Origin of the sequence: Kerstersia gyiorum (assembly GCF_004216755.1) — a bacterium.
In the GTDB taxonomy this organism is placed as follows: domain Bacteria; phylum Pseudomonadota; class Gammaproteobacteria; order Burkholderiales; family Burkholderiaceae_B; genus Kerstersia; species Kerstersia gyiorum.
The window spans coordinates 786486-806624 of record NZ_SGWZ01000001.1 but is presented as its reverse complement, the minus strand read 5'-3'; the positions used below and the strand labels follow the sequence as shown (position 1 = coordinate 806624).

At 63.9% G+C, this 20139-nt stretch carries 16 protein-coding genes; 7 read left to right on the top strand and 9 right to left on the bottom strand.

Annotated features, from left to right (window positions below; genetic code table 11):
- The first annotated feature begins 19 nt into the window (after nt 1–19).
- The 3 genes from obgE to EV679_RS03600 all read left to right on the top strand — a co-directional run bounded on the left by obgE (nt 20) and on the right by EV679_RS03600 (nt 3416).
- A complete protein-coding gene (obgE, locus tag EV679_RS03610) occupies nt 20–1183 on the top strand; it encodes a GTPase ObgE (RefSeq protein WP_068367230.1) in 1164 nt (387 codons plus the stop codon).
- Nucleotides 1184–1272: 89 nt separating this feature from the next.
- On the top strand, nt 1273–2409 hold the full coding sequence (gene proB / locus EV679_RS03605; RefSeq protein ID WP_068367232.1) for a glutamate 5-kinase: 1137 nt from the start codon (nt 1273–1275) through the stop codon (nt 2407–2409).
- 32 nt (nt 2410–2441) lie between these two features.
- Nucleotides 2442–3416: a LysR family transcriptional regulator gene (locus EV679_RS03600; protein ID WP_068367233.1), complete on the top strand. Its 975-nt coding sequence runs from the start codon at nt 2442–2444 to the stop codon at nt 3414–3416.
- Nucleotides 3417–3484: 68 nt separating this feature from the next.
- Here EV679_RS03600 and EV679_RS03595 read toward each other — a convergent pair whose 3' ends face one another.
- From EV679_RS03595 to EV679_RS03565, 7 genes are all read right to left on the bottom strand, one after another.
- Nucleotides 3485–4036: an adenine phosphoribosyltransferase gene (locus tag EV679_RS03595; protein ID WP_068367235.1), complete on the bottom strand. Its 552-nt coding sequence runs from the start codon at nt 4034–4036 to the stop codon at nt 3485–3487.
- Between the two features lie 167 nt (nt 4037–4203).
- On the bottom strand, nt 4204–5889 hold the full coding sequence (cydC, locus tag EV679_RS03590; protein ID WP_130486516.1) for a thiol reductant ABC exporter subunit CydC: 1686 nt from the start codon (nt 5887–5889) through the stop codon (nt 4204–4206).
- Nucleotides 5886–7715, bottom strand: a complete 1830-nt coding sequence (cydD, locus tag EV679_RS03585; RefSeq protein WP_068367238.1) for a thiol reductant ABC exporter subunit CydD — start codon at nt 7713–7715, stop codon at nt 5886–5888. The genes cydC and cydD overlap by 4 nt, the downstream gene beginning before the upstream one ends.
- 2 nt (nt 7716–7717) lie before the next feature.
- Entirely contained in the window at nt 7718–7858 is a 141-nt protein-coding gene (cydX, locus tag EV679_RS03580) for a cytochrome bd-I oxidase subunit CydX (protein WP_068367239.1), read from the bottom strand.
- Between the two features lie 12 nt (nt 7859–7870).
- The gene (gene cydB / locus EV679_RS03575) at nt 7871–9025 is read right to left on the bottom strand and encodes a cytochrome d ubiquinol oxidase subunit II (RefSeq protein ID WP_068367241.1); all 1155 of its coding nucleotides are present in this window, start codon (nt 9023–9025) and stop codon (nt 7871–7873) included.
- A 15-nt stretch (nt 9026–9040) separates the two neighbouring features.
- Complete coding sequence (locus tag EV679_RS03570; RefSeq protein WP_068367243.1) at nt 9041–10633, bottom strand: cytochrome ubiquinol oxidase subunit I; 1593 nt, start codon at nt 10631–10633, stop codon at nt 9041–9043.
- Between the two features lie 101 nt (nt 10634–10734).
- Complete coding sequence (locus tag EV679_RS03565; RefSeq protein WP_068367245.1) at nt 10735–11292, bottom strand: GbsR/MarR family transcriptional regulator; 558 nt, start codon at nt 11290–11292, stop codon at nt 10735–10737.
- Between the two features lie 607 nt (nt 11293–11899).
- Between EV679_RS03565 and EV679_RS03560 the strand changes: the two genes are divergently transcribed.
- The 4 genes from EV679_RS03560 to mutY all read left to right on the top strand — a co-directional run bounded on the left by EV679_RS03560 (nt 11900) and on the right by mutY (nt 16990).
- Nucleotides 11900–12580 (top strand): cell division ATP-binding protein FtsE, encoded by a 681-nt coding sequence (locus EV679_RS03560; RefSeq protein WP_068367247.1) that lies wholly within the window; start codon nt 11900–11902, stop codon nt 12578–12580.
- Nucleotides 12577–13485 carry a cell division protein FtsX gene (locus tag EV679_RS03555; protein ID WP_130486515.1) on the top strand — a complete coding sequence of 303 codons (909 nt, stop codon included), beginning with the start codon at nt 12577–12579 and terminating at the stop codon, nt 13483–13485. Before EV679_RS03560 ends, EV679_RS03555 begins: the two co-directional genes overlap by 4 nt.
- A 244-nt stretch (nt 13486–13729) precedes the next feature.
- On the top strand, nt 13730–15862 hold the full coding sequence (locus tag EV679_RS03550; protein WP_130486514.1) for a PhoX family protein: 2133 nt from the start codon (nt 13730–13732) through the stop codon (nt 15860–15862).
- A 60-nt stretch (nt 15863–15922) separates the two neighbouring features.
- Entirely contained in the window at nt 15923–16990 is a 1068-nt protein-coding gene (gene mutY / locus EV679_RS03545; protein WP_130486513.1) for an A/G-specific adenine glycosylase, read from the top strand.
- Between the two features lie 21 nt (nt 16991–17011).
- Here the strand turns inward: mutY and rodA are convergent, their stop codons facing one another.
- Nucleotides 17012–18148 carry a rod shape-determining protein RodA gene (rodA, locus tag EV679_RS03540; RefSeq protein WP_068367255.1) on the bottom strand — a complete coding sequence of 379 codons (1137 nt, stop codon included), beginning with the start codon at nt 18146–18148 and terminating at the stop codon, nt 17012–17014.
- The gene (gene mrdA, locus EV679_RS03535; protein ID WP_083969363.1) at nt 18145–20139 is read right to left on the bottom strand and encodes a penicillin-binding protein 2; all 1995 of its coding nucleotides are present in this window, start codon (nt 20137–20139) and stop codon (nt 18145–18147) included. Before mrdA ends, rodA begins: the two co-directional genes overlap by 4 nt.

Below are 20139 nucleotides of genomic sequence, written 5' to 3'. Positions count from 1 at the left end.
TCTCCAAGGCCCCGCAATCATGAAATTCGTAGATGAAGCGACCATTGAGGTCATCGCCGGCAAAGGCGGCAACGGCGTGGCCAGTTTCCGCCGTGAAAAATTCATCCCCTTCGGCGGCCCCAACGGCGGCGATGGGGGACGCGGCGGCAGCATTTATGCCATCGCCGACCGCAATATCAATACACTGATAGATTACCGCTACAGCCGCCTGCACCGCGCCAAGAACGGCGAGAACGGCCGTGGCTCCGACCAGTATGGCGCCGCTGCGCCAGACATCGTGCTGCGCGTGCCGGTCGGCACGGTGTTCTACGATGCCGATACCGGTGAACAGCTCTTCGACCTGGACCACCATGACAAGCGCGTCACGCTGGCCGAAGGCGGCCAGGGCGGCCTGGGCAACCTGCACTTCAAGTCCAGCGTGAACCGCGCACCGCGCCAGTTCACCTATGGCAAGGAAGGCGAACAACGCCGCCTGCGCCTGGAACTGAAGGTGCTGGCCGACGTCGGCCTGCTGGGCCTGCCCAATGCCGGTAAATCCACCTTCATTACGCGCGTTTCCAACGCCCGCCCGAAGATCGCGGATTACCCGTTCACCACGCTGCACCCCAATCTGGGGGTCGTGCGCACCTCTGAATCGCGCAGCTTCGTCGTGGCCGATATTCCCGGCCTGATCGAAGGGGCTTCGGAAGGCGCCGGCCTGGGCCACCGCTTCCTGCGTCACCTGGCCCGCACGCGCGTGCTGCTGCATCTGGTGGATGTGTCCTCCCCCGATCCGGACATCGACCCGCTGCCCCAGGCCGTGGCCGACGCCCGCGCCATCGTGGAAGAACTGCGCCGCTACGACCCCGAACTGTATGCCAAGCCGCGCTGGCTGGTGCTCAACAAGCTGGACATGCATGCCGACCCGGATGCGCTGCGCGACGCGTTCGTGCGCGAGCTGGGTTGGGAAGGCCCGGTCTACGGCATTTCCGCGCTGACTGGCGATGGCGTGCAGGCACTGCTGTGGGCACTGCAGGACTACGTCGACCAGACGCGCCGCGAGGCTGACGAAGCCCAGGCCCGTGCGGAAGGCACCTATGTCGAATCCGACCCGCGCTTTGACGAAGCCCGCCAGCTGTCCGACACGCCGTCGCCCGCCGACGACAGCGCCAGCACTGACGAGCCCCCGGCCACGCCACGATAAGTCATAATCATTGCTTGCCCTCCCCGGCCTGTGAATACACGCCGGGGTTTTCCGCCATCCATCTTCTACGCTGTTGCGCTGCTGCTTCCATGGCTTCCGCTCCTGTTTCCGTTATTGCCTCCGCCGACCGCCTGGTGGTCAAGGTGGGTTCGTCACTGGTCACCAACGAAGGCCGCGGCCTCGACCTGACCGCGCTGGGCAATTGGGCCCGCCAGATCGCCGCGCTGCATGCTGCCGGCAAGCAGGTGGTGCTGGTGTCCAGCGGCGCCATTGCGGAAGGCCTGGCACGGCTGGGCTGGCTGCAGCGTCCCAAAGTCATGCATGAACTGCAAGCAGCGGCGGCTGTGGGACAGATGGGCCTGGCCCAAGCCTATGAAGCGGCATTTGCCCGCCATGGGCTGCGGACGGCGCAGATTCTGCTGACCCACGAAGACCTGGCGGACCGCACCCGCTACCTGAATGCGCGCTCCACCCTGTTCGAACTGCTGCGCCTGGGCGTCGTTCCCATCATCAACGAAAACGACACCGTCGTGACCGATGAAATCCGCGTGGGCGACAACGATACGCTGGGCGCGCTCGTGACCCACCTGATCGACGCGGATGCGCTGATCATCCTGACGGACCAGCGCGGCCTGTATTCCGCCGACCCACGCAAGAACCCCGACGCACGCTTCATTTCCCATGCGGAAGCCGGTTCGCCCGAACTTGAGGCCATGGCCGGGGGCGCGGGCAGCAACGTCGGCACCGGCGGCATGCTGACTAAAATCCTGGCGGCCAAGCGCGCCGCCCACAGCGGCGCCCATACCTTGATTGCCTCCGGCCGGGAAAACGATGTGCTGATCCGCCTGGCCAGCGGGGAATGCATAGGCACCGAACTGCATGCCAGCGCGCAGTCGCTCTCGTCGCGCAAGCAATGGCTGGCCGACCACCTGCGCCTGCGCGGCCGGCTGGTGCTGGACCGCGGCGCCGCCCGCGCCGTCGAGCAGGAAGGCAAAAGCCTGCTGCCCATCGGCGTCATCCGCGCGCAAGGCGAGTTCGAACGTGGCGATGCAGTGGCCTGCGTCGATGAGTCCGGCCGCGAAATCGCTCGCGGCCTGGTCAACTACAATGCCTCCGACGCGCGGCGCCTGCTACGCCAGCCGTCCTCCCGCATTGCTGATATCCTGGGAGAAGAAGCCACTTCACCCGAATTGATACACCGCGACAACATGGTGCTCGTCAATTAGGATTTTCTGACGCACCGGTCTCCCAGAAAGATATGGAACGCCCTGCCGACCTGCCGAACATCCCGCTCAATGACATCGCGCTGTTCGTCGAGGTCGCCCGGCGCAAAAGCTTTTCCCGCGCCGGCGAGGCCCTGGGCATCCCGACATCCACGCTGTCGCGCCGCATTACCGAGTTGGAAAAGGTCCTGGGCCTGAAGCTGCTCAACCGCAGCACGCGCCGCATCGAGCTGACCGAAGCCGGCGACCTGTATTACCAGCGCTGCCGCTACCTGATCGACGAAGCGCGCATCGCGCATGAGCAGATCCTCGGCCAGCTGTCGCAACCCCAAGGCCTGCTGCATATTTCCATGCCGGTCAGCCTGGGAACGCTGCTACTACCCGACCTGCTGCCCTCGCTGCGTCAGGCCTATCCGCGCCTGGAATTCGAGTTCGACATGAACATCGTCTCGGTCGACAGCATCAGCAATCCCTATGACCTGATCCTGCGCATGGGCCCGCAGCCTGACTCCGACCTGGTTCTGCATCACATCCATTCGATGCCGCACCAGCTCTACGCGTCAGCGGAATACCTGGCCCGCCATGGCTATCCGCGCCATCCGTCCGACCTCAGCAAGCATGTGTGCCTGCGGCCCGACCAGAACCCCGACAAGGCCGTCTGGCACCTGTCACGCGGGGAGGAGCAGGAACAGGTGGAAGTGCACGGCCCCATCGCCGTCAACAATATCGCGATGCTGCTGCGCCTGGCCGAATGCGGCCTGGGCATCACGCGCCTGCCGGTGTTGCAACTGCCACACCTGAACCTGTCACAGCGCCTGGAGGCCAAGCATCTGGTGCGCATCCTGCCGGACTGGGAAATGGACAAACTGCCGCTCTACGCGCTGCTGCCTTCCCGGGTACTGCCCGCCAAAACCAAGGCGTTCCTCACCTTCCTGCAACAGGCACTGAACCCAGATGGCAACGATGCACCGGGCAGCAAGCGCTCGGTATCGGATATCTTCTTCTTGTAGCGCGGCGCTGCTGCCTCAGGACAAGGGCACGCACAACGCGTGCCCGGTCTTGGTCAGACAGAACTTCGTCAGACCGAATCTTCGTTGAACGAACAGACCGTATAGAGCGGCGTACCGGTCCCGGCAATGGAACGCGAACCGCCCAACTCCGGCAGGTCGATGATGCCAGCGGCTTCGACCACGTTCGCGCCCATGCGTTGCAGCAGCTTGATCGCAGCCAGCATGGTGCCGCCCGTGGCGATCAGGTCGTCCACCAGCAACACGCGCTGCCCTGTCTTGACCGCATCTGCGTGGATTTCGACAGTGGCATTGCCGTATTCCAGCGAATAGTCTTCCGACAGTGTTTCGAAAGGCAGCTTGCCTTTCTTGCGCACCGGCACGAAACCCAGATTCAGTTCATAGGCCAGCACGCTGCCCACGATAAAGCCACGCGCATCCACCCCTGCCACCAGATCCAGACGCTGGCGCATGTAGCGGTATACGAAGAGGTCGATCAGGATACGAAAGGTGCGCGGATCCTGCAGGACCGGCGTGATATCCCTGAACGTCACGCCGGGTTTGGGCCAGTTCGGCACGCTGCGTATCGTCCGACGAATCAGGATCTCAAGATCGGTTTGCATGTTGCTGTCACAAAAGGAAAAACTGATAGAAAAACTCAGGACTGCGCCACTATAACCCTCTGGACATGACATGACTACCGGCGCCGTACCACTTAGCAACAGTGGTGCGCAGGCCGCAGAGATGCCGGCAGCATGGCGGCCACCTGCCGGCTGGCCGTCCGGCAAGATCAGCGCGGCATCAGCGGATGCAGGACACCATCGCGCAGTTCCAGGACACGGTCTGCCGCGCCTTCGGGCAGGCGCGCATGGGTCACGAGCAGCACGGCTCGCCCCCTGGCCGCGCTGGCCAGGTCCGACAGGAAGGCGCGTTCGGCTTCGGCGTCCAGGCCCTGCGTCGGTTCATCCAGCGCCAGCACCTGTGCGGGCGAAAGCAAGGCACGCGCCAGGCACAACCGGCGTGCCTGCCCTGCCGAAAGGGTACGGCCAGTTTCGCCCGTCCAGGTATCCAGGCCATCGGGCAGCGTACGCACGAAATCGCCCAGCCGCGCATCGTCCAGCGCACGCCACAGCGTGTCATCGTCCGCCTCTGGCGCACCGATCTGCAGATTGCTGCGTATGGTGCCCAGGAATACCGGTTCGTTCTGCGACAGCAAGGCCACCCTGGCGTGCACCTCTTCCTGACGGGTATCGCTCAGCGCCACGCCGCCAAAACTCACGGTGCCCTGGCGCGGGTCGGCCAGGCGCAGCAGCAAGCTCAGCAAGGTCGATTTCCCGGCGCCGCTGGCGCCAACCACCGCCACCAATTCGCCAGGCCTCAGGCGCAAGTCCAGCCCGCGCAGGACGTCGCCACCACGTTCGTCGCCGGCCTTGCCATAGGCATAAAATACCTTGTCGAAGACAACCTCGCCCTGTTGCGGCAAGGCCACCGGATGAGCGGGGTCGACGATCTGTGGCGGCTCTTCCGCCAGCGCCTCGATGCGGCGCGCGGCAGCGGCGGCAGCGCCCAGGCGCGAGGCCCCGCGCATGATGGGGCCAATGACCTCGAACACGCCCAATACGGCCAGCACCATACCGGCCAACACCGGGCCGCTTACCGTACCGGCTCGCAGGGGTTCGATACCAAAATAAAGCACTGCCACAACGCATAGTCCGGCCACGGCCTGCAACACCAGCTGGCCCGCCGAGCCAATGGCAGCCTGGCGCTCACGCGCCACGGCCGCCTCCAGGCAATTGGCGGCAAAGGCCTTGCGCGCCTCTTCAGCGGCATCCAGCGCCAGCAGGTCGGCGTGCGCCTGCACGGCTTCCAGCACGCCATCCCGCAACGCGGCTGAGGTCTGTTGCACGACGGCGCCCGGACGCCTGGCACTGCGCGCCAGCCAAGCCGGCACCACCAGCGTGGCAAGCAGAATGCCGGCCAGCAGCACCAGCGCAGCCGCAGGCACCCAGGCGCCGAGAACGGCAACCAGGATGCCGCCCACGCACAAGGCGGTGATGATGGGCGCGATTGCAAACAGATAGACGGTATCCAGCGCGTCGACGTCGCCGGTCAGACGCGCCACCAGGTCGCCATCGCGATAGCGCGCCAGTTGCGCCGGGTCCAGCTTCAGCAGGCGGCGAAAGATGTTGCCGCGCAGGTCCGCCAGTAATTTGAGCGTCGCGTCGTGGCCGGTCAGCCGTTCGCCATAGCGCGCCAGAATGCGGATAAAGGAAAAGCCTCGCACCAACGCCGAGGGCGCGAACAGATTGAACGCCGCGCCAGCGCCCGCCAGGGCGGCGCCAGTGAGGAACCAACCGGACACACCCAACAGGCCGACGCCGGCAAGCAGCGCGACGATGGTCAGCAACAGCGCCACCAGCAGGCCGTCGCGGCGCTGGCGATACATGGGACTAAGCAGGCGCCACAGGGACTTCATGAGCGCACCTCCAGGGATTCCGTCATCTCGCCCTGCAGGGATGCCAGCGCCTCCGGCGAGACTTCCTGCAGACGGCCGTCAGTGCCGAACCGCCAGATGCGGTCCAGACGCCGGGCGACGTCGATATCGTGCGTGGCAACCAACAAGGTGCGGCCGCGAGCAAACGCCAGGATGGCATCCATGACCCGGTCACGGGTGACGCCATCCAGGTGCGCGGTGGGCTCATCCAGCAGGATCAGGCCGGGATCGCGCAGGAACAGGCGGGCCAGGGCCACGCGCTGGGCCTGGCCGCCCGACAGGCCATAGCCGCGCTGGCCCAGGCGGGTATCCAGCCCTTGGGGCAGCTCCGCCAGGAAATCGTCCATGCCGGCCTGGGCCGCCGCCGCCAGCAGTTCGCTGTGGCTGGCCTGGGGCGCAGCCAGGCGCAGGTTGCCGGCAATGCTGTCCTGGTGCAGGTAGGGATGCTGGCCGATCAGGGCGATGCGGCGGCGCAGCGCCGCTGGCTGCCATTGCGCCAGCATCTGGCCATCCAGCAGAATGTCGCCTGCCGCAGCCGGACGCAGCCCGGCCAGTGTTTCCAGCAGCGAGGATTTGCCAATGCCGCTGTCGCCCATCAGGGCAATGCGTTCCCCCGGGGCTACGCTCAGGTCACAGCCCTGCAGCAACGGCGCTTCACGGCCCGGCGCACGGACCTCCAGTTGCCGCATGGTCAGGCCGGCCGCCCCCTGGGCTGGTTGGCCGGGAGCGGACTCAGGCACGCCACCCTGGCCGGCCCCCGGCGTGGCGGCGCTGTCCGCGCTGACAGCCGGCAGGTTTTCATAGATGGCCGCGATTTCCGCCACTGCCGCACGCGCAGCGGCACGGTCATGGTAATGCGCGGCAAACTGGCGCAGCGGGTTATAGACTTCCGGCGCCATCAGCAGGCAGAACATGCCAGCCTGCAGGGTCAGGATATCCGAGCGGATTGTCACGAAACCCAGATAGGTCAGGCCGACATAAAGCGCCACGCCCGCCACGCCCAGCGCAGCGAAGAACTCCAGCGTGGCGGACGAAAGGAACGCAATGCGCAGCACCGACATGGTCTTGCCACGCAGGGTTTCGCTGGCTTCCTGTACCGCTTCGGCCTCCGCGCGCGCCCTGCCATACAGCTTCAGGGTGGACAGGCCGCGCAGGCGGTCGGCGAAGAAGCCGGACAGGCGTGCGAATGCTTCCAGGTGACGGCGGCTCGCGGCTTCCGCGCCCCAGCCCACCAGAGCCATGAACACGGGGATCAGCGGCGCAGTCAGCAACAGCAGCAGTCCGGCGACGTAATCGACCGGCAGCACGACGATGGCAAAAGCCACCGGCAGGAAGGTTCCCGACACCATGGTCGGCAGATAACGGGAGAAAAAGCCGTCAAAGGCCTCGACCTGCTCGACCATCACGCTGGCCAGCGAGCCTGAAGCCTGCCCGCGCGTCCATTGCGGACCACGGGACAACATATCGGCAAACAGGGACTGGCGTACCAGTACCTTGATGCGTTCTGCAGCGCGTATGCCGGCGCGCTCACCGACCCATGTCAGGATGGCGCGCACGACAATCAACGCGGCGATGGCAGCGATGCCCGGCAACAGGGCTTCACGCCCCGCCCCCTGGACTATCGCCTTGTCCAGCACGCTGGCCAACAGCCAGGCCTGGAAAACCAACAGCGCCCCGGCAAGCAGTGGCGCAGCCACTGCCAGCCCGAGGGCGCCGCGGGCTTGGCGCGCCAAGCCCGAAAGCCAGCGCGATTGCTCGCGCGGCAGCTTCAGCAGGACTGCCGAAGGATCGTGCTCGACGCCCGCCATGTTCAGCTACGCTTGACGGCAGGTCCGACGCCGCCGGGGTCGGCGCCATCCAGGTCCTTCTGGTGCACTTCGTACCAGAGGCCGCAACCGACTGTAAACGCGCATGCCAGCGCCAATCCGAGTAACCAGGTGAGATACCACATGGACAGACTCCTTTAATAGGTATTGGTGGTTTCGGACAGCGTCGCTGCCGACACCTTGCCACGCATGACACGGTACACGTAGGACGTGTAGGCCAGCACCATGGGCAGGAAAATAATCGTGGCGATCAGCATGACCCACAGCGTCAGATGGCTGGACGATGCATCCCAGACCGTCAGGCCGATGCCCGGTTGCACGGACGAAGGCAGCAGGAAGGGGAACAGCGCAAAGCCGACAGTCAGGATGATACCGGCAATACTGGCGCACGACGACAGGAAGGCCAGCATCGGACGACGCACCGCCAGCAGCAGACTGGCCAGCAGCGCAGCCGCCACGCCCACCACGGGAGCAATCCACATCAGGGGCCAGGTTTCGAAGTTCTGCAGCCAGGCGCCTTGCTCCAGCGCCACCGTCTTGCCGGCAGGGTTGGACGGGCCGTCGACGCTCAGCGCGGAGGTCACGATATGGCCATCCATGTTAGCCACCCAGAAGCCGCCAACCACGAACAGCACGGCCACCAGCACGCCGGTCCAGATGCCCAGCTTGCGGGCACGCGAGGCCACCGGGTCCACGGTACGCCAGGCCAGCAGCGCGGCGCCATGGGTCACGTGCATCATCAGGCTGAGCACACCGCACATCAGTGCGAACGGCGAGAACAGCGCGAAGAAGCTGCCGTGGTACAGCGGGCGCAGGGTATTGGGTTCGATGGCAAACGGCAGGCCCAGGATGACGTTGCCGAAGGCGACGCCGAACACCACCGGCGCCACGACGCCCGAGAACGTCAGCACGCCGTCCCAGGTGTTGCGCCACTTGGTGTTTTCGAACTTGCTGCGGTACTTGAAGCCGGCCGGACGCGTGATCAGCGCCAGCAGCAACAGCATCATGGCCAGGTACAGCCCCGAGAACGAGGCTGCATACAGCGCCGGCCAGGCGGCGAAGATCGCGCCGCCCCCGGTGATCAGCCACACCTGGTTGCCTTCCCAGACCGGGCCGACCAGGTTGATCATGATGCGGCGCTCTTCGTCAGTGCGGCCGATGACGGGCAGCAGCGATGCCACCCCGAGGTCGAACCCGTCCATGATGGTGAAGCCGATCAGCAGGATGCCCAGCAGCAGCCACCAGATGACACGCAGGGTTGGATAGTCAAGCAGTATCAGGGAGTTTTCCATTTCCGTGCTCCGAGTTCAATGCTGGACCGCGGGCTTGACGCCCCGTCCGGCTGCCGTGTCAGGCTTGCTGTTGGCGATGACGGGCGCGTAGTAATCCGGGCCCTTGCGGATCGCGTGCAACATGACCTTGGTGCCAATGATGAACAGCGTTACATACAGCGTCACGTAGATCGCCAGGCTGATGGACAGCTGCGTCACGCTCAGCGCCGAGGCGGCGTAGGCGGTCGGCAGGATGCCGTCGATCACCCAGGGCTGGCGGCCATACTCGGCCACGAACCAGCCGCACTCAATCGCCACCCAGGGGGTGAAGATGTTCCACATCAGGAACTTCAGGCGGCCCGGCGTCATGGCGCCAACCCGGTTCTTCACGCTCAGCCAGAACATGATCGAGAAGAAGATCAGGAAGTAGAAGCCCAGCGCAACCATGATGCGGAAGCCGTAGAACAGCGGCCAGACATCCGGCAGGGTATCGCGGGCAGCCATGGCGACTTCTTCAGGCGTGGCGTTGGCGATGTCGTCGCGGTACTTCTTCAGCAACAGGCCATAGCCCAGGTTGCGCCAGTTCTCGGTGAAGTAGGTCTTGGCTTCGATATCAGCAGGATTGGCACGCACGGCTTCCAGCGCGGAGTAGGCCTTGATGCCCTCTGCCACGCGGCCTTCGGCGCGCTCGATCAGCTCATGGATGCCAGGCATGACTTCGGTGAACGAACGCGTGCCGATCAGGCCCATGACCCAGGGAATCTGAATGGCGAAGTCGTTCTTCATTTCCGCCTGGTTGGGGATGGCAATCACATTGAAGGGCGCAGGCGCGGGTTCGGTTTCCCACATGGCTTCCAGCGCAGCAATCTTCATTTGCTGGTGTTCGCCGATCAGATAGCCGCTTTCGTCGCCCAGCGTGATGGAACCCAGCGACACCAGCATGCCGAAGGCCGAACCGACCAGGATGGAACGTTTGGCCAGGTCGACGTTGCGGCGGCGCAGCAGATACCAGGCGCTGACGGCCACGAGGAACATGGAACCGGTGATGTAGCCGGCAATGACCGTGTGCAGGAACTTGGCCTGTGCCACCGGATTGAGGATGACCTCGACGAAGCTGGTCATCTCCATGCGCATGGTGTCGGGATTGAAGATGGCGCCCACCGGATACTGCATCCAGCCGTTGGCCACCAGAATCCACAATGCGGAGAAGTTCGTGCCCAGCGCGACCAGCCAGGTCACGATCAAGTGGGCGCGCTTCGACATGCGGTTCCAGCCGAAGAAGAACAGGCCGATGAAGGTCGCTTCAAGGAAGAATGCCATCAGGCCTTCGATCGCCAGCGGCGCCCCGAAGATATCGCCCACGTAGTGGCTGTAGTAGGACCAGTTCATGCCGAACTGGAATTCCATGACCACGCCGGTGCCGACGCCAATGGCGAAGTTGATACCGAACAGCGTGCCCCAGAACAGAGTCATGCGACGCCAGATATCCTTGCCGGAAACGAAGTAGATCGTTTCCATGATGGCGAGCAGGAACGACAGCCCGAGCGTCAATGGCACAAAGATGAAGTGGAAAAGCGCCGTCGCGGCGAACTGCAGGCGCGACAGACCTACGACGTCGAATTCAAACATGGCCGGCCTCTTCTTGCATGCGGGCCCGGCTACAGGTAGCTGCCGAGGCCCGGGTCCGGGTCGCCTGCGGGGCAGCCGTAATTAAAAGGGTGTGCATGATGTCAACTCGCGCGTGCTTTTCCACTCAGTTTTCCGGCAAGGCCGAGAACCTTCTGCACCCGGCTTCCCAGGCGCATCAGGCTCTCAAGAGTTTCCGGCGGCAGCCGGTGGACCTCATCGAACCAGCCGGTAGACAGTTCGATAAGTTCCAGCATTTCCGTCATGCGCTGCTGCGCGTAGGCTTCTTTGCCGTCCGCAGGCGGTTCCAGCAAAGCATCGCGCAGCAATGACATGGTCGGATCAATTTCGCGTTTGCGCTTTTCCTCCACCAGGATGCGGAAAATTTCCCAGACATCCTTGGGCGACTCGAAGAAATCGCGCCTGTCTCCTACTTTGTGCACCAGTTTCACCAGCCGCCAGGACTGCAGCTCTTTCAAGCCCATGCTGACGTTGGAACGGGAAAAACCCAGCGCATCACCAATGTCGTCCGCGCACAACGGGTCGGGCGCCAGGAACAGCAATGCGTAAATCTGGCCGACGGTGCGGTTGACCCCCCAGCGGCTGCCCATCTCACCAAAGTGGAGAATGAAGCGTTGAATCTGCGGGCTGAGCTCCTGCATACGGAGGTCCTTTTTAATCTCTTGTTACGATGATTTCTGTATTTACTGAAATTATCGAACATTCGATCATGGAACGCAAACCTGAGCCTTGACTCACATCAAGACGCCAGGGCAGCGATGTGCGGTTGCAACAATTCTTTGCCACCAGGCCGTTCCATGGAACAAGGATTCCAGGCAGGCTACAGACCGCAACGGGAACAGCACCGGCATATCGGCCAGACGGGCCGCGAAGCACTGGCGGCGCAACTCTTTTTCCGGACGCGGCATTCCGGCAACAGTGGCATCATACGAACGGCTGCGCTGATACCATTTGTTCCATATCAAATTTCCCCCTGATGGCCTGCACGGCCCGATACGGACATATTGGCAATCACCCGGCGCTGCGTGGATTCCCCATCATTTCAAGGACCTGCAAGGCCGCCAGGCAAATCGCTCGGCAGGCCATTGCACGCCAGCGGCCGCCGGGCAGTCCGAACCGCACTGTCCGCCCCCTTCCGGCGCAGCCTGCCCTCCTGCGGCGCACCTTTAACTCTGGCGCGGCTGTGAGTAGAATCATTAATCAACCCTGCGTCCGCTTTATTACGCGTCCGCCTGCACCAGGCATGACATGATCGAATTCCAGCACGTATTCAAATCCTACGGACAAGGCGCCAATATCCTGGCCGACGTCAGCTTTCACGTCACGGCGGGTGAATTCGTCTTTGTGTCCGGCCCGTCCGGCGCGGGCAAATCGACACTGCTGAAACTGGTGGGCGGACTGGAAGACGCCAGCCGCGGGCGCATCATCGTCAGCGGACAGCAGTTGCAATCATTGCCGGCCCGCGCGCGCCCCTACCTGCGCCGCGCCGTCGGAGTGATCCTGCAGGACACCCACTTGCTGTACGACCGCAGCGCCTTCGAAAACGTCATGCTGCCGCTGGCTGTCATGGGGCTGCCGCGTACGCAGGCTGCCGCACGAGCCCGCGCCGCAATGGAGAAGGTCGGCCTGTCCAGCAAGGAAATGCTCAATCCCATCGCACTGTCCGGTGGCGAGCAGCAGCGCCTGGCCATTGCGCGCGCCATCGTCAACCGGCCCGCCATCCTGATCGCAGACGAACCCACTGCCAACCTCGACCAGGACAATGCGCGCCGCATCATGAATGTCTTCCGGGATTTCAATCGTGTCGGCGTGACCCTGTTGATCGCCTCCCATGACGAAGCCCTGATGGCGCACTATGCCAGCCGCAAGCTGGTGCTGGAAGCCGGGGGACGCTTCCGCGACGCCGGCCGCATGGAGGCCCGCTCATGAAAAGCCTGTTGCGACAACACCGCTATGCCCTGGGCATTGCCTTGCAACGGCTGGCGCGCCAACCTTTCTCGTCGCTGGCCAATCTGTGCATCATGGCGCTGGCACTGTGCCTGCCCTTGCTGGGCGCGGCCATCCTCGACGCTGCCCGACCAGTTACCCGTGATCTTTCCGTCACACCGGAAGTCACTGTCTTCATGCAGGTAGGCACGCCACGCGATGCCAGCACCAAAACGCTGGAACGCGTGCGCAGAGAAAACGGTGCCGAGATCCAGTCTGCACGGCTGGTGCCCAAGGAAAATGCACTGGCTGCGCTGCAGCGTACCCCTGGCTGGCGCGATGCGCTGGCGGTACTGCCCGACAACCCCTTGCCGGATGCCATCACGGTCACCTTTGCCGCTGGCCCGCAGGCCACCGAAACGGCCACGCAGCTGGCACAGCAGTGGCAGTCCTGGCCTGGCGTGGACCGCGTCCAGCTCGACAGCGACTGGATGCAACGACTGGAGGCCCTGGCCAGCACTGCCCGCATCGCCTTGCTGCTGCTGGCCATCGCCGTTGGCCTGGTAGTGCTGGCCACCGTGTTCAATACCGTTCGCATGCAGGCCCTGACCCAGCGCGAGGAAATCGCCGTGGCCAGGCTGGTCGGCGCCACGGAATCCTTCGTGCGGCGGCCATTCCTGTACCAGGGTGCACTGAGCGGCCTGCTGGCTTCGCTGCTGGCGATCGTCTTCGCCGTGTTTGCCCTGCACCCGATGAACGGCGCCTTGACGCGCCTGGCGCAAAGCTACAACACCACCATTACCCTGCAGCTGCCCGCCGCGGCGGATCTTCTGCCGGCCATCGTCATCACCGCTGCGCTATGCGCCCTGGCGGCACGCTGGTCGGTCACCCGCAGCACCCGGTTCTGAAGCGCCGGCGGCGGCCCGGCTCCGGCCCGCCGCCCACCTTCCGCAGCCTGTCACCCTGCGGCAGTCGCACCCGGCCCCGCCTGACGCTGCCCACCCAATCAAATAAACAAATCATTCTCATTGCTAGACATGACAATCAGATAACGCTTCGTCACTGACGAGTCATATCGGACACGCATCATGCGGCCTGCGCGGCATTTCACTTGCCACTGTTCTCCACCCGCACGCCAAGGATGATTTCCGAATGAACGAACTCGATCTCGACGATATCCCGTCCAACCCTTCCAAAGCCCGCTCATTCAACGAGGTAGTCAGCATCGCCCAAGCTCGCCGTGGCTTCCTGAAAACCGGCCTGGGCATGGGTGCCGTCGGCTTTTTCGGCAGCACCCTGGCAGCCTGTGGCAGCAGCGGCGACAAAGACGACGACAATCATGGCGGCGGCGACACGGACGGCTCGACCCTGCCCAAGCTGGATGCCGAACAAATCAAGGCGTTCAAGGGCATTCCCCACAACACCGCCGACGCCATCACCCTGCCGGACGGCTACGCCAGCGCCGTCATCACGCGCTGGGGCGATCCCCTGCACGTCTACTCGCCCACATTCAAGGGTGATGCCAGCGACGGCGGCACCGCGCAGTCACTGCAGATCGGCTACAACCATGATGGCATGCACTTCTTCCCGATCGACGGCAGCAACAGCATTTCGGGTAGCAGTACGGAAGGCCTGCTGGTCACCAACCACGAATACATCACCCCGCACTTCTTCTTCCCCAAAGGCATAGAGCCAGGCAAGGCTGGCTGGAACCTGGACTGGGTGCGCAAATCGCAACATGCCCAGGGCGCCTCGGTCAAGCACATCCGCCTCAATGGCCAGGGCAACTGGGAAATGGTGCTGGATTCGCGCTACAACCGCAGTGTCAATGCCACCACGCTGATGCAGCTGGTCGGCCCCGCCGCCGGCAGCCGTCTGGCCAAGACCAACGCCGACCCGGAAGGCCGCTACGCCTACGGCACCTACGGCAACTGCGGCAACGGCCATACGTTCTGGAACACCTACCTGACCTGTGAGGAAAACTTCACCGACTACTTCGGCGTGGGAAACAAGGACGCCAACGCCGTCGATTACGTCGATGCAGAACAGAAATCCCACCTGCAGCGCTACAAGGGCAGTGGCAAGACCTCCAGCAGCTCCTACAAATGGGACACGCATGATTCGCGCTTCGACTGGAGCGCAGAACCCAACGAAGCCAACCGCTTCGGCTGGGTGGTGGAAATCAACCCCTTCGACCCCTCTTCCGCTCCCAAGAAGCTGACCGCACTGGGCCGCTTCAAGCATGAAAACGCCGCCATCACCCTGGCGGACGACAAGCGCGTCGTCGTCTATATGGGCGATGACCAAGTCAGCGAATACATCTACAAGTTCGTCTCAAGCGGCAAGTACGACCCCGCCACGCCGGAACTGAACCACCGGCTGCTGCACGAAGGCACGCTGTACGTGGCGATCTTCGACAACGGCGACACCAGCGGCGACTTCGCCGGTGTGGGCCGCTGGATTCCGCTGACGCTGGACACCCCGACACTCGACGGCAAACGCCTGGGCGACCTGTTCAACAACGACATGGGAGAACTGCTGATCAAGACGCGCCAGGCCGCCGACGCCGTAGGCGCCACCCCCATGGACCGACCCGAGTGGGTGGCTGTGCACCCCGACACCCGCGAGGCCTATGTCACGCTGACCAACAACAGCTCGCGCGGCAATGGCAAGGAACGCTATCCAGGCGGCCCGCTGCACCCGGAAGCCAACGACGCCAACCCGCGCAACGGCAACAAGTACGGCCAGATCGTGCGCTGGCGCGAAGCCGGCGGCGACCCCGCCAACCTGAGCTTCGAATGGGACATTTTCGTACTGGCCGGCAACCCCAATGTCTATCCGGAAGGTGATCTGCGCGCCGGTTCGGCCAACATTACCAAGGACAACACCTTCAACAGCCCGGACGGCCTGGCATTCGACCCGCGCGGCCTGCTGTGGATCCAGACGGACGGCAGCTATGACAATAGCGGCGACTACGAAGGCCAGGGCAACAACCAGATGCTGGTGGCCGACCCGGTCTCCAAGGAAATCCGCCGCTTCATGGTCGGCCCCAAGGGCTGCGAGGTCACAGGCGTGACCTGGACGCCGGACATGAAGTATCTGTTCATCAATATCCAGCACCCCGGCGAAGGCGCTGGCGTTGCCGAGTCGCAAGCCGCTCCCACCGCCATTTCCACCTGGCCGGACGGCGCCAAGGCCACGCGCCCGCGCCCCGCGACAGTGGTGATCTGGCGCAAGGACGGTGGCCTGGTCGGCACCTTCCCCGAAGCCCAGGCCCAGGCCTGAGCGGGAGTCCGGGCTGGCAGCAGTATCCAGCCAGCCCGGGCCGGTGCGATAATCCAAGCCATGGATATCGCGCCCCGCATCATCGACTGGCAGGCCAGGGCCGGCCGCCACGGCCTGCCCTGGCAGCAGACCCGCGACCCGTACCGGGTCTGGCTCTCCGAAATCATGCTGCAGCAAACCCAGGTCAGTACTGTCCTGGGCTACTACGTGCGTTTTCTCTCCCGCTTTCCCGATATTGCCGCGCTTGCCGCCGCCGACCAGGAAGAAGTCATGCCCTACTGGGCGGGGCTGGGTTATTACGCCCGTGCCCGCAACCTGCATCGCTGCGCCCAGACCATTGCTACCGAATGGAACGGGCAATTCCCGCAGGACCCTGCCGATATTAAAACCCTGCCAGGCATCGGGCGTTCGACGGCGGCGGCCATTGCCGCCTTTTCCTGGGACCGCCGTGCCGCCATCCTCGACGGCAACGTCAAGCGCGTCTTTGCCCGCTATTTCGGTATTGATGGCGACCCGTCGAAACGCGAAACGGAAACGCGGCTCTGGGACCTTGCCGATGCCGCACTGCCCGGCACCGGCATGCATGATGCCGGCATGCCGGCCTACACCCAGGGGCTGATGGATCTCGGCGCCACCGTCTGTACGCGCGGCACGCCCTCCTGTAGCCAATGTCCGCTGGCAAGCGGCTGCATCGCCCTGAAAACCGGGCGCCAGCTGGAGCTGCCCACCCCCAAGGCGCGCAAGGCCATTCCCGAGAAAAGCACGTCCATGCTGCTTATTCGTTGCGGTGATCGCTTGCTTCTGCAGCAGCGGCCGCAGCACGGCATCTGGGGCGGCCTGTGGAGCCTGCCTGAATTCGGCAGCGGCGAAGCCCCGGTACACGCGCTGCAAGCCCTGTGCGGCGCCGTGCCGGCCGACTTCGTAACCTTGGCACCCTTTTCACATGTCTTCACCCATTACCGGCTGCTGGCGCAACCCTGCCTGGCCGAATTGGCGCAGCCCTGCGACGCGCCTGCCGATTGCCGCTGGTTCGATATCAGCACGCTGGAACAGCTGGCGCTGCCGCGCCCGGTCGAGAAACTATTGCTGGGCCTTTACGGCAATACCCCCAGCCTGTTGCCCGCCTGACGCATCCCCCGCCTGCCGCCGCTAATCCCTGGGCGGCCGGTAGCGCGCAATACTCATCATGATGCCGCAGGCCACACCCAGCGTAACCAGTGCCGTTCCGCCATAGCTCATGAAGGGCAAGGGAACACCCACCACGGGCAGTATCCCCGTCACCATGCCGATATTGACGAAGACATAGGCGCAAAACATCATCGCCAGCGCCCCCGCCATCAGGCGGCCGAAGTGCGTGGCGGCGCCGCTTGCGATCACCAGGCAGCGCGCAATCAGCAAGCCGTACAGCACCAGCAGCAGGATGCCGCCGTACATGCCGAATTCTTCGGCATAAACCGCAAAGACGAAGTCCGTCGTCCGTTCCGGAATGAAATCCAGGTGGGTCTGCGTACCGCGCATATAACCTTTGCCATACAAGCCGCCCGAGCCCACCGCGACCATGGACTGAATGGTATGGAAGCCCCGGCCCAGCGGATCTGAGCCGGGATTGAGCAGGGTGCAGACCCGGTGCTTCTGGTAATCATGCAGAACCACCCAATCGACTTCCGGCTCGCACAGATAGGGTTCGTTGTAGATCAGCGCTCCCAGCGCCAGCACACCGACGATCAGCACAGGGGCCAGCAGGCGGAACGAGAGCCCGGCAAAATAGATGGCGCAGAAACCGGCGGCAAAGACCAGCAGCGCCGTGCCCAGGTCGGGCTGCTTCACGATCAGCAGGAACGGCACCAGCAGCAGCAAGCCTGCCAGCAACATGTCGCGCGCCCGCAGGACGCCATCGCCACGGTGGAAATGCCAGGCCAGCATCAGCGGCACGGCGATTTTCATCATTTCCGACGGCTGCACCCGGATGAAACCGAGATTCAGCCAGCGCTGCGCTCCCAGGCTGGTTTCGCCGAACAGTTCGACCGCCATCAGCAGCGCCACGCCAACCATATAGGCCGGCACCGCAAAACGCATCAGCTGTGGCGGGGGCACCATGGCAACCACCCACATCGCGCAAAAAGCGATCAGGAAGTTGCGCGCCTGGTCGGCAAAACGCCAATCCGTGCTACCCACCGCCGAATGCATGACAATCAGGCCCAGCGCCGCCATCATGCACAGGATCATCAGCAACGGCCAATCCAGCACGCTGAACATATACCGGACACCGGCCAGGAAACGTTTCATCCGCGGCTCCCTTGTCCTTGCGTCTTGCCGCCGGCCGGGGAAACAGCAGCCGCCCCGGCAGCGTCGCCAGCAGAAGCTGACGGCGCAGCCACATCGGCAGACTGCACCGTCCGGGCCTGGGCTTCGGCGGCCTCGCGCTCCAGCGCCGGGCGCTCCACCAACCAGTAATCCAGCACCTTGCGGGCAATGGGCGCCGCAGAACGTCCGCCCCAGCCGCCGTTTTCCACCAGGACGGCCACTGCGATGGCTGGCTTTTCCGCCGGCGCAAAGGCAATGAAGACCCCGTGGTCGCGCAAGCGCTCGTCAATGGCTTCGGCACGGTACTTGGTGCCGCGCAGGCTGAATACCTGCGCCGTCCCGGTCTTGCCGCCAGCCTGGTAGGGAGTATTGGCGAATGCCGAACGCGCCGTGCCGGCCCGTACCGTCTCGACCATGGCCTTGCGTATGACGTCCACGTTTTCGGGCTTCAGGCCGAGTTCGTGTTCCGGCTTGTTGGGCAATTGCTGCAACAGGCCGGTGGCTGCATTCTGCAGCGCCTGCACCAGCCTGGGCGTCATGTACTTGCCGCCATTGGCCAGCACGGCCGTGGCCTGCGCCAGTTGCAGCAGGGTGAAGGAGTTATAGCCCTGCCCCACTGCGATGGACACGGTTTCGCCAGCGTACCAGCGCTGCTGAGCCGGGTCGCGGTAGGCGCGCCGCTTCCACTCGCGTGACGGCAACACCCCGGCTTTTTCTCCATCCAGGTCAATGCCGGTCAGGCGGCCAAAACCGAAGGGCTGCATGAAATCATGCAAGGCATCCACGCCGATCTCCGGCCCCAGCGAATAGAAGTAGGTATCCGAGGACACAATCAGCGCGCGCGTCATGTCGATAGAGCCATAGGCGGCCGAACCGGCATTGCGGAAGCGCTGGCCGCCGAATTCGTAGTAGCCGGGGTCGAACATGCGGTCCGAAGCCTTGCGCTTGCCCATTTCCAGCGCCGCAAGCGCCACGAACGGCTTATAGGTCGAACCGATGGGATAGGTGCCGAACAGCGGGCGATTGATGAGCGGCCGATCCGGCGACTCGTTCAGGCGGCGCCAGTTGGCCACGTCTATTCCGTCGATGAACAGGTTCGGGTCGAAAGAAGGCTGCGAGACAAATGCCAGCACGTCGCCGGTCTCGGGTTCTATCGCCACCAGCGCGCCCCGACGGCCTTCGAATGCATCTTCGGCCACCTTCTGCAGGTGGATGTCCAGGGACAGATACAAATTGCGTCCCGGCTCGGGCATGGTCCGGCGCAGCACCCGTACCGGCCGGCCGCGCGCCGTGACTTCCACTTCCTCTATCCCGGTACGGCCGTGCAGTGCTTCTTCCCAGGTTTTTTCCAGGCCTTTTTTGCCGATGACATCTGTACCGCGGTAGTTGCCCAACTGGCCGCGCTCTTCGAGGTTGGCAAAATCCTGCTCCGACAGCCGGCCGACATAACCGATCACATGGGCCGCCACTTCACCAAAGGGATACTCGCGCACCCAGCGCGCCTTGATTTCCACGCCAGGAAAACGGAAGGACTGCGCGGCAAACCAGGCAGCCTCGGTATCGTTCAGGTTATTGCGCAGGACAATGCTGGTATAGCGCCCGCTTTCGCCGACGCGGCGTTTGAAACGCCGCCGCTCCGATTCACCGATATGCACCACGGCCCCCAGGTCATCGAGCATCTTGTCGATATCCCCGGCGTGGGCAGGCACGACCTCCAGCGTGTAGCTGCGGTAGTTGCGCGCCAGCACCTCGCCATTGCGGTCACGTATTTCGCCGCGCCTGGGTGTAATCGGCGCCACCGAGATACGGTTGCTTTCGGCGCGTGCCGACAGATTGTCATAGCGCACCACCTGGAGGTAATAGAAACGCCAGACCAGAATGCCGAACAGCACCAGGATGAAGACGCCTGCCACCAGCACGCGCAGGCCGAAGCGCTCTTTCAGCTGCTTGGATGTGTGCTTGAACTCGAACAT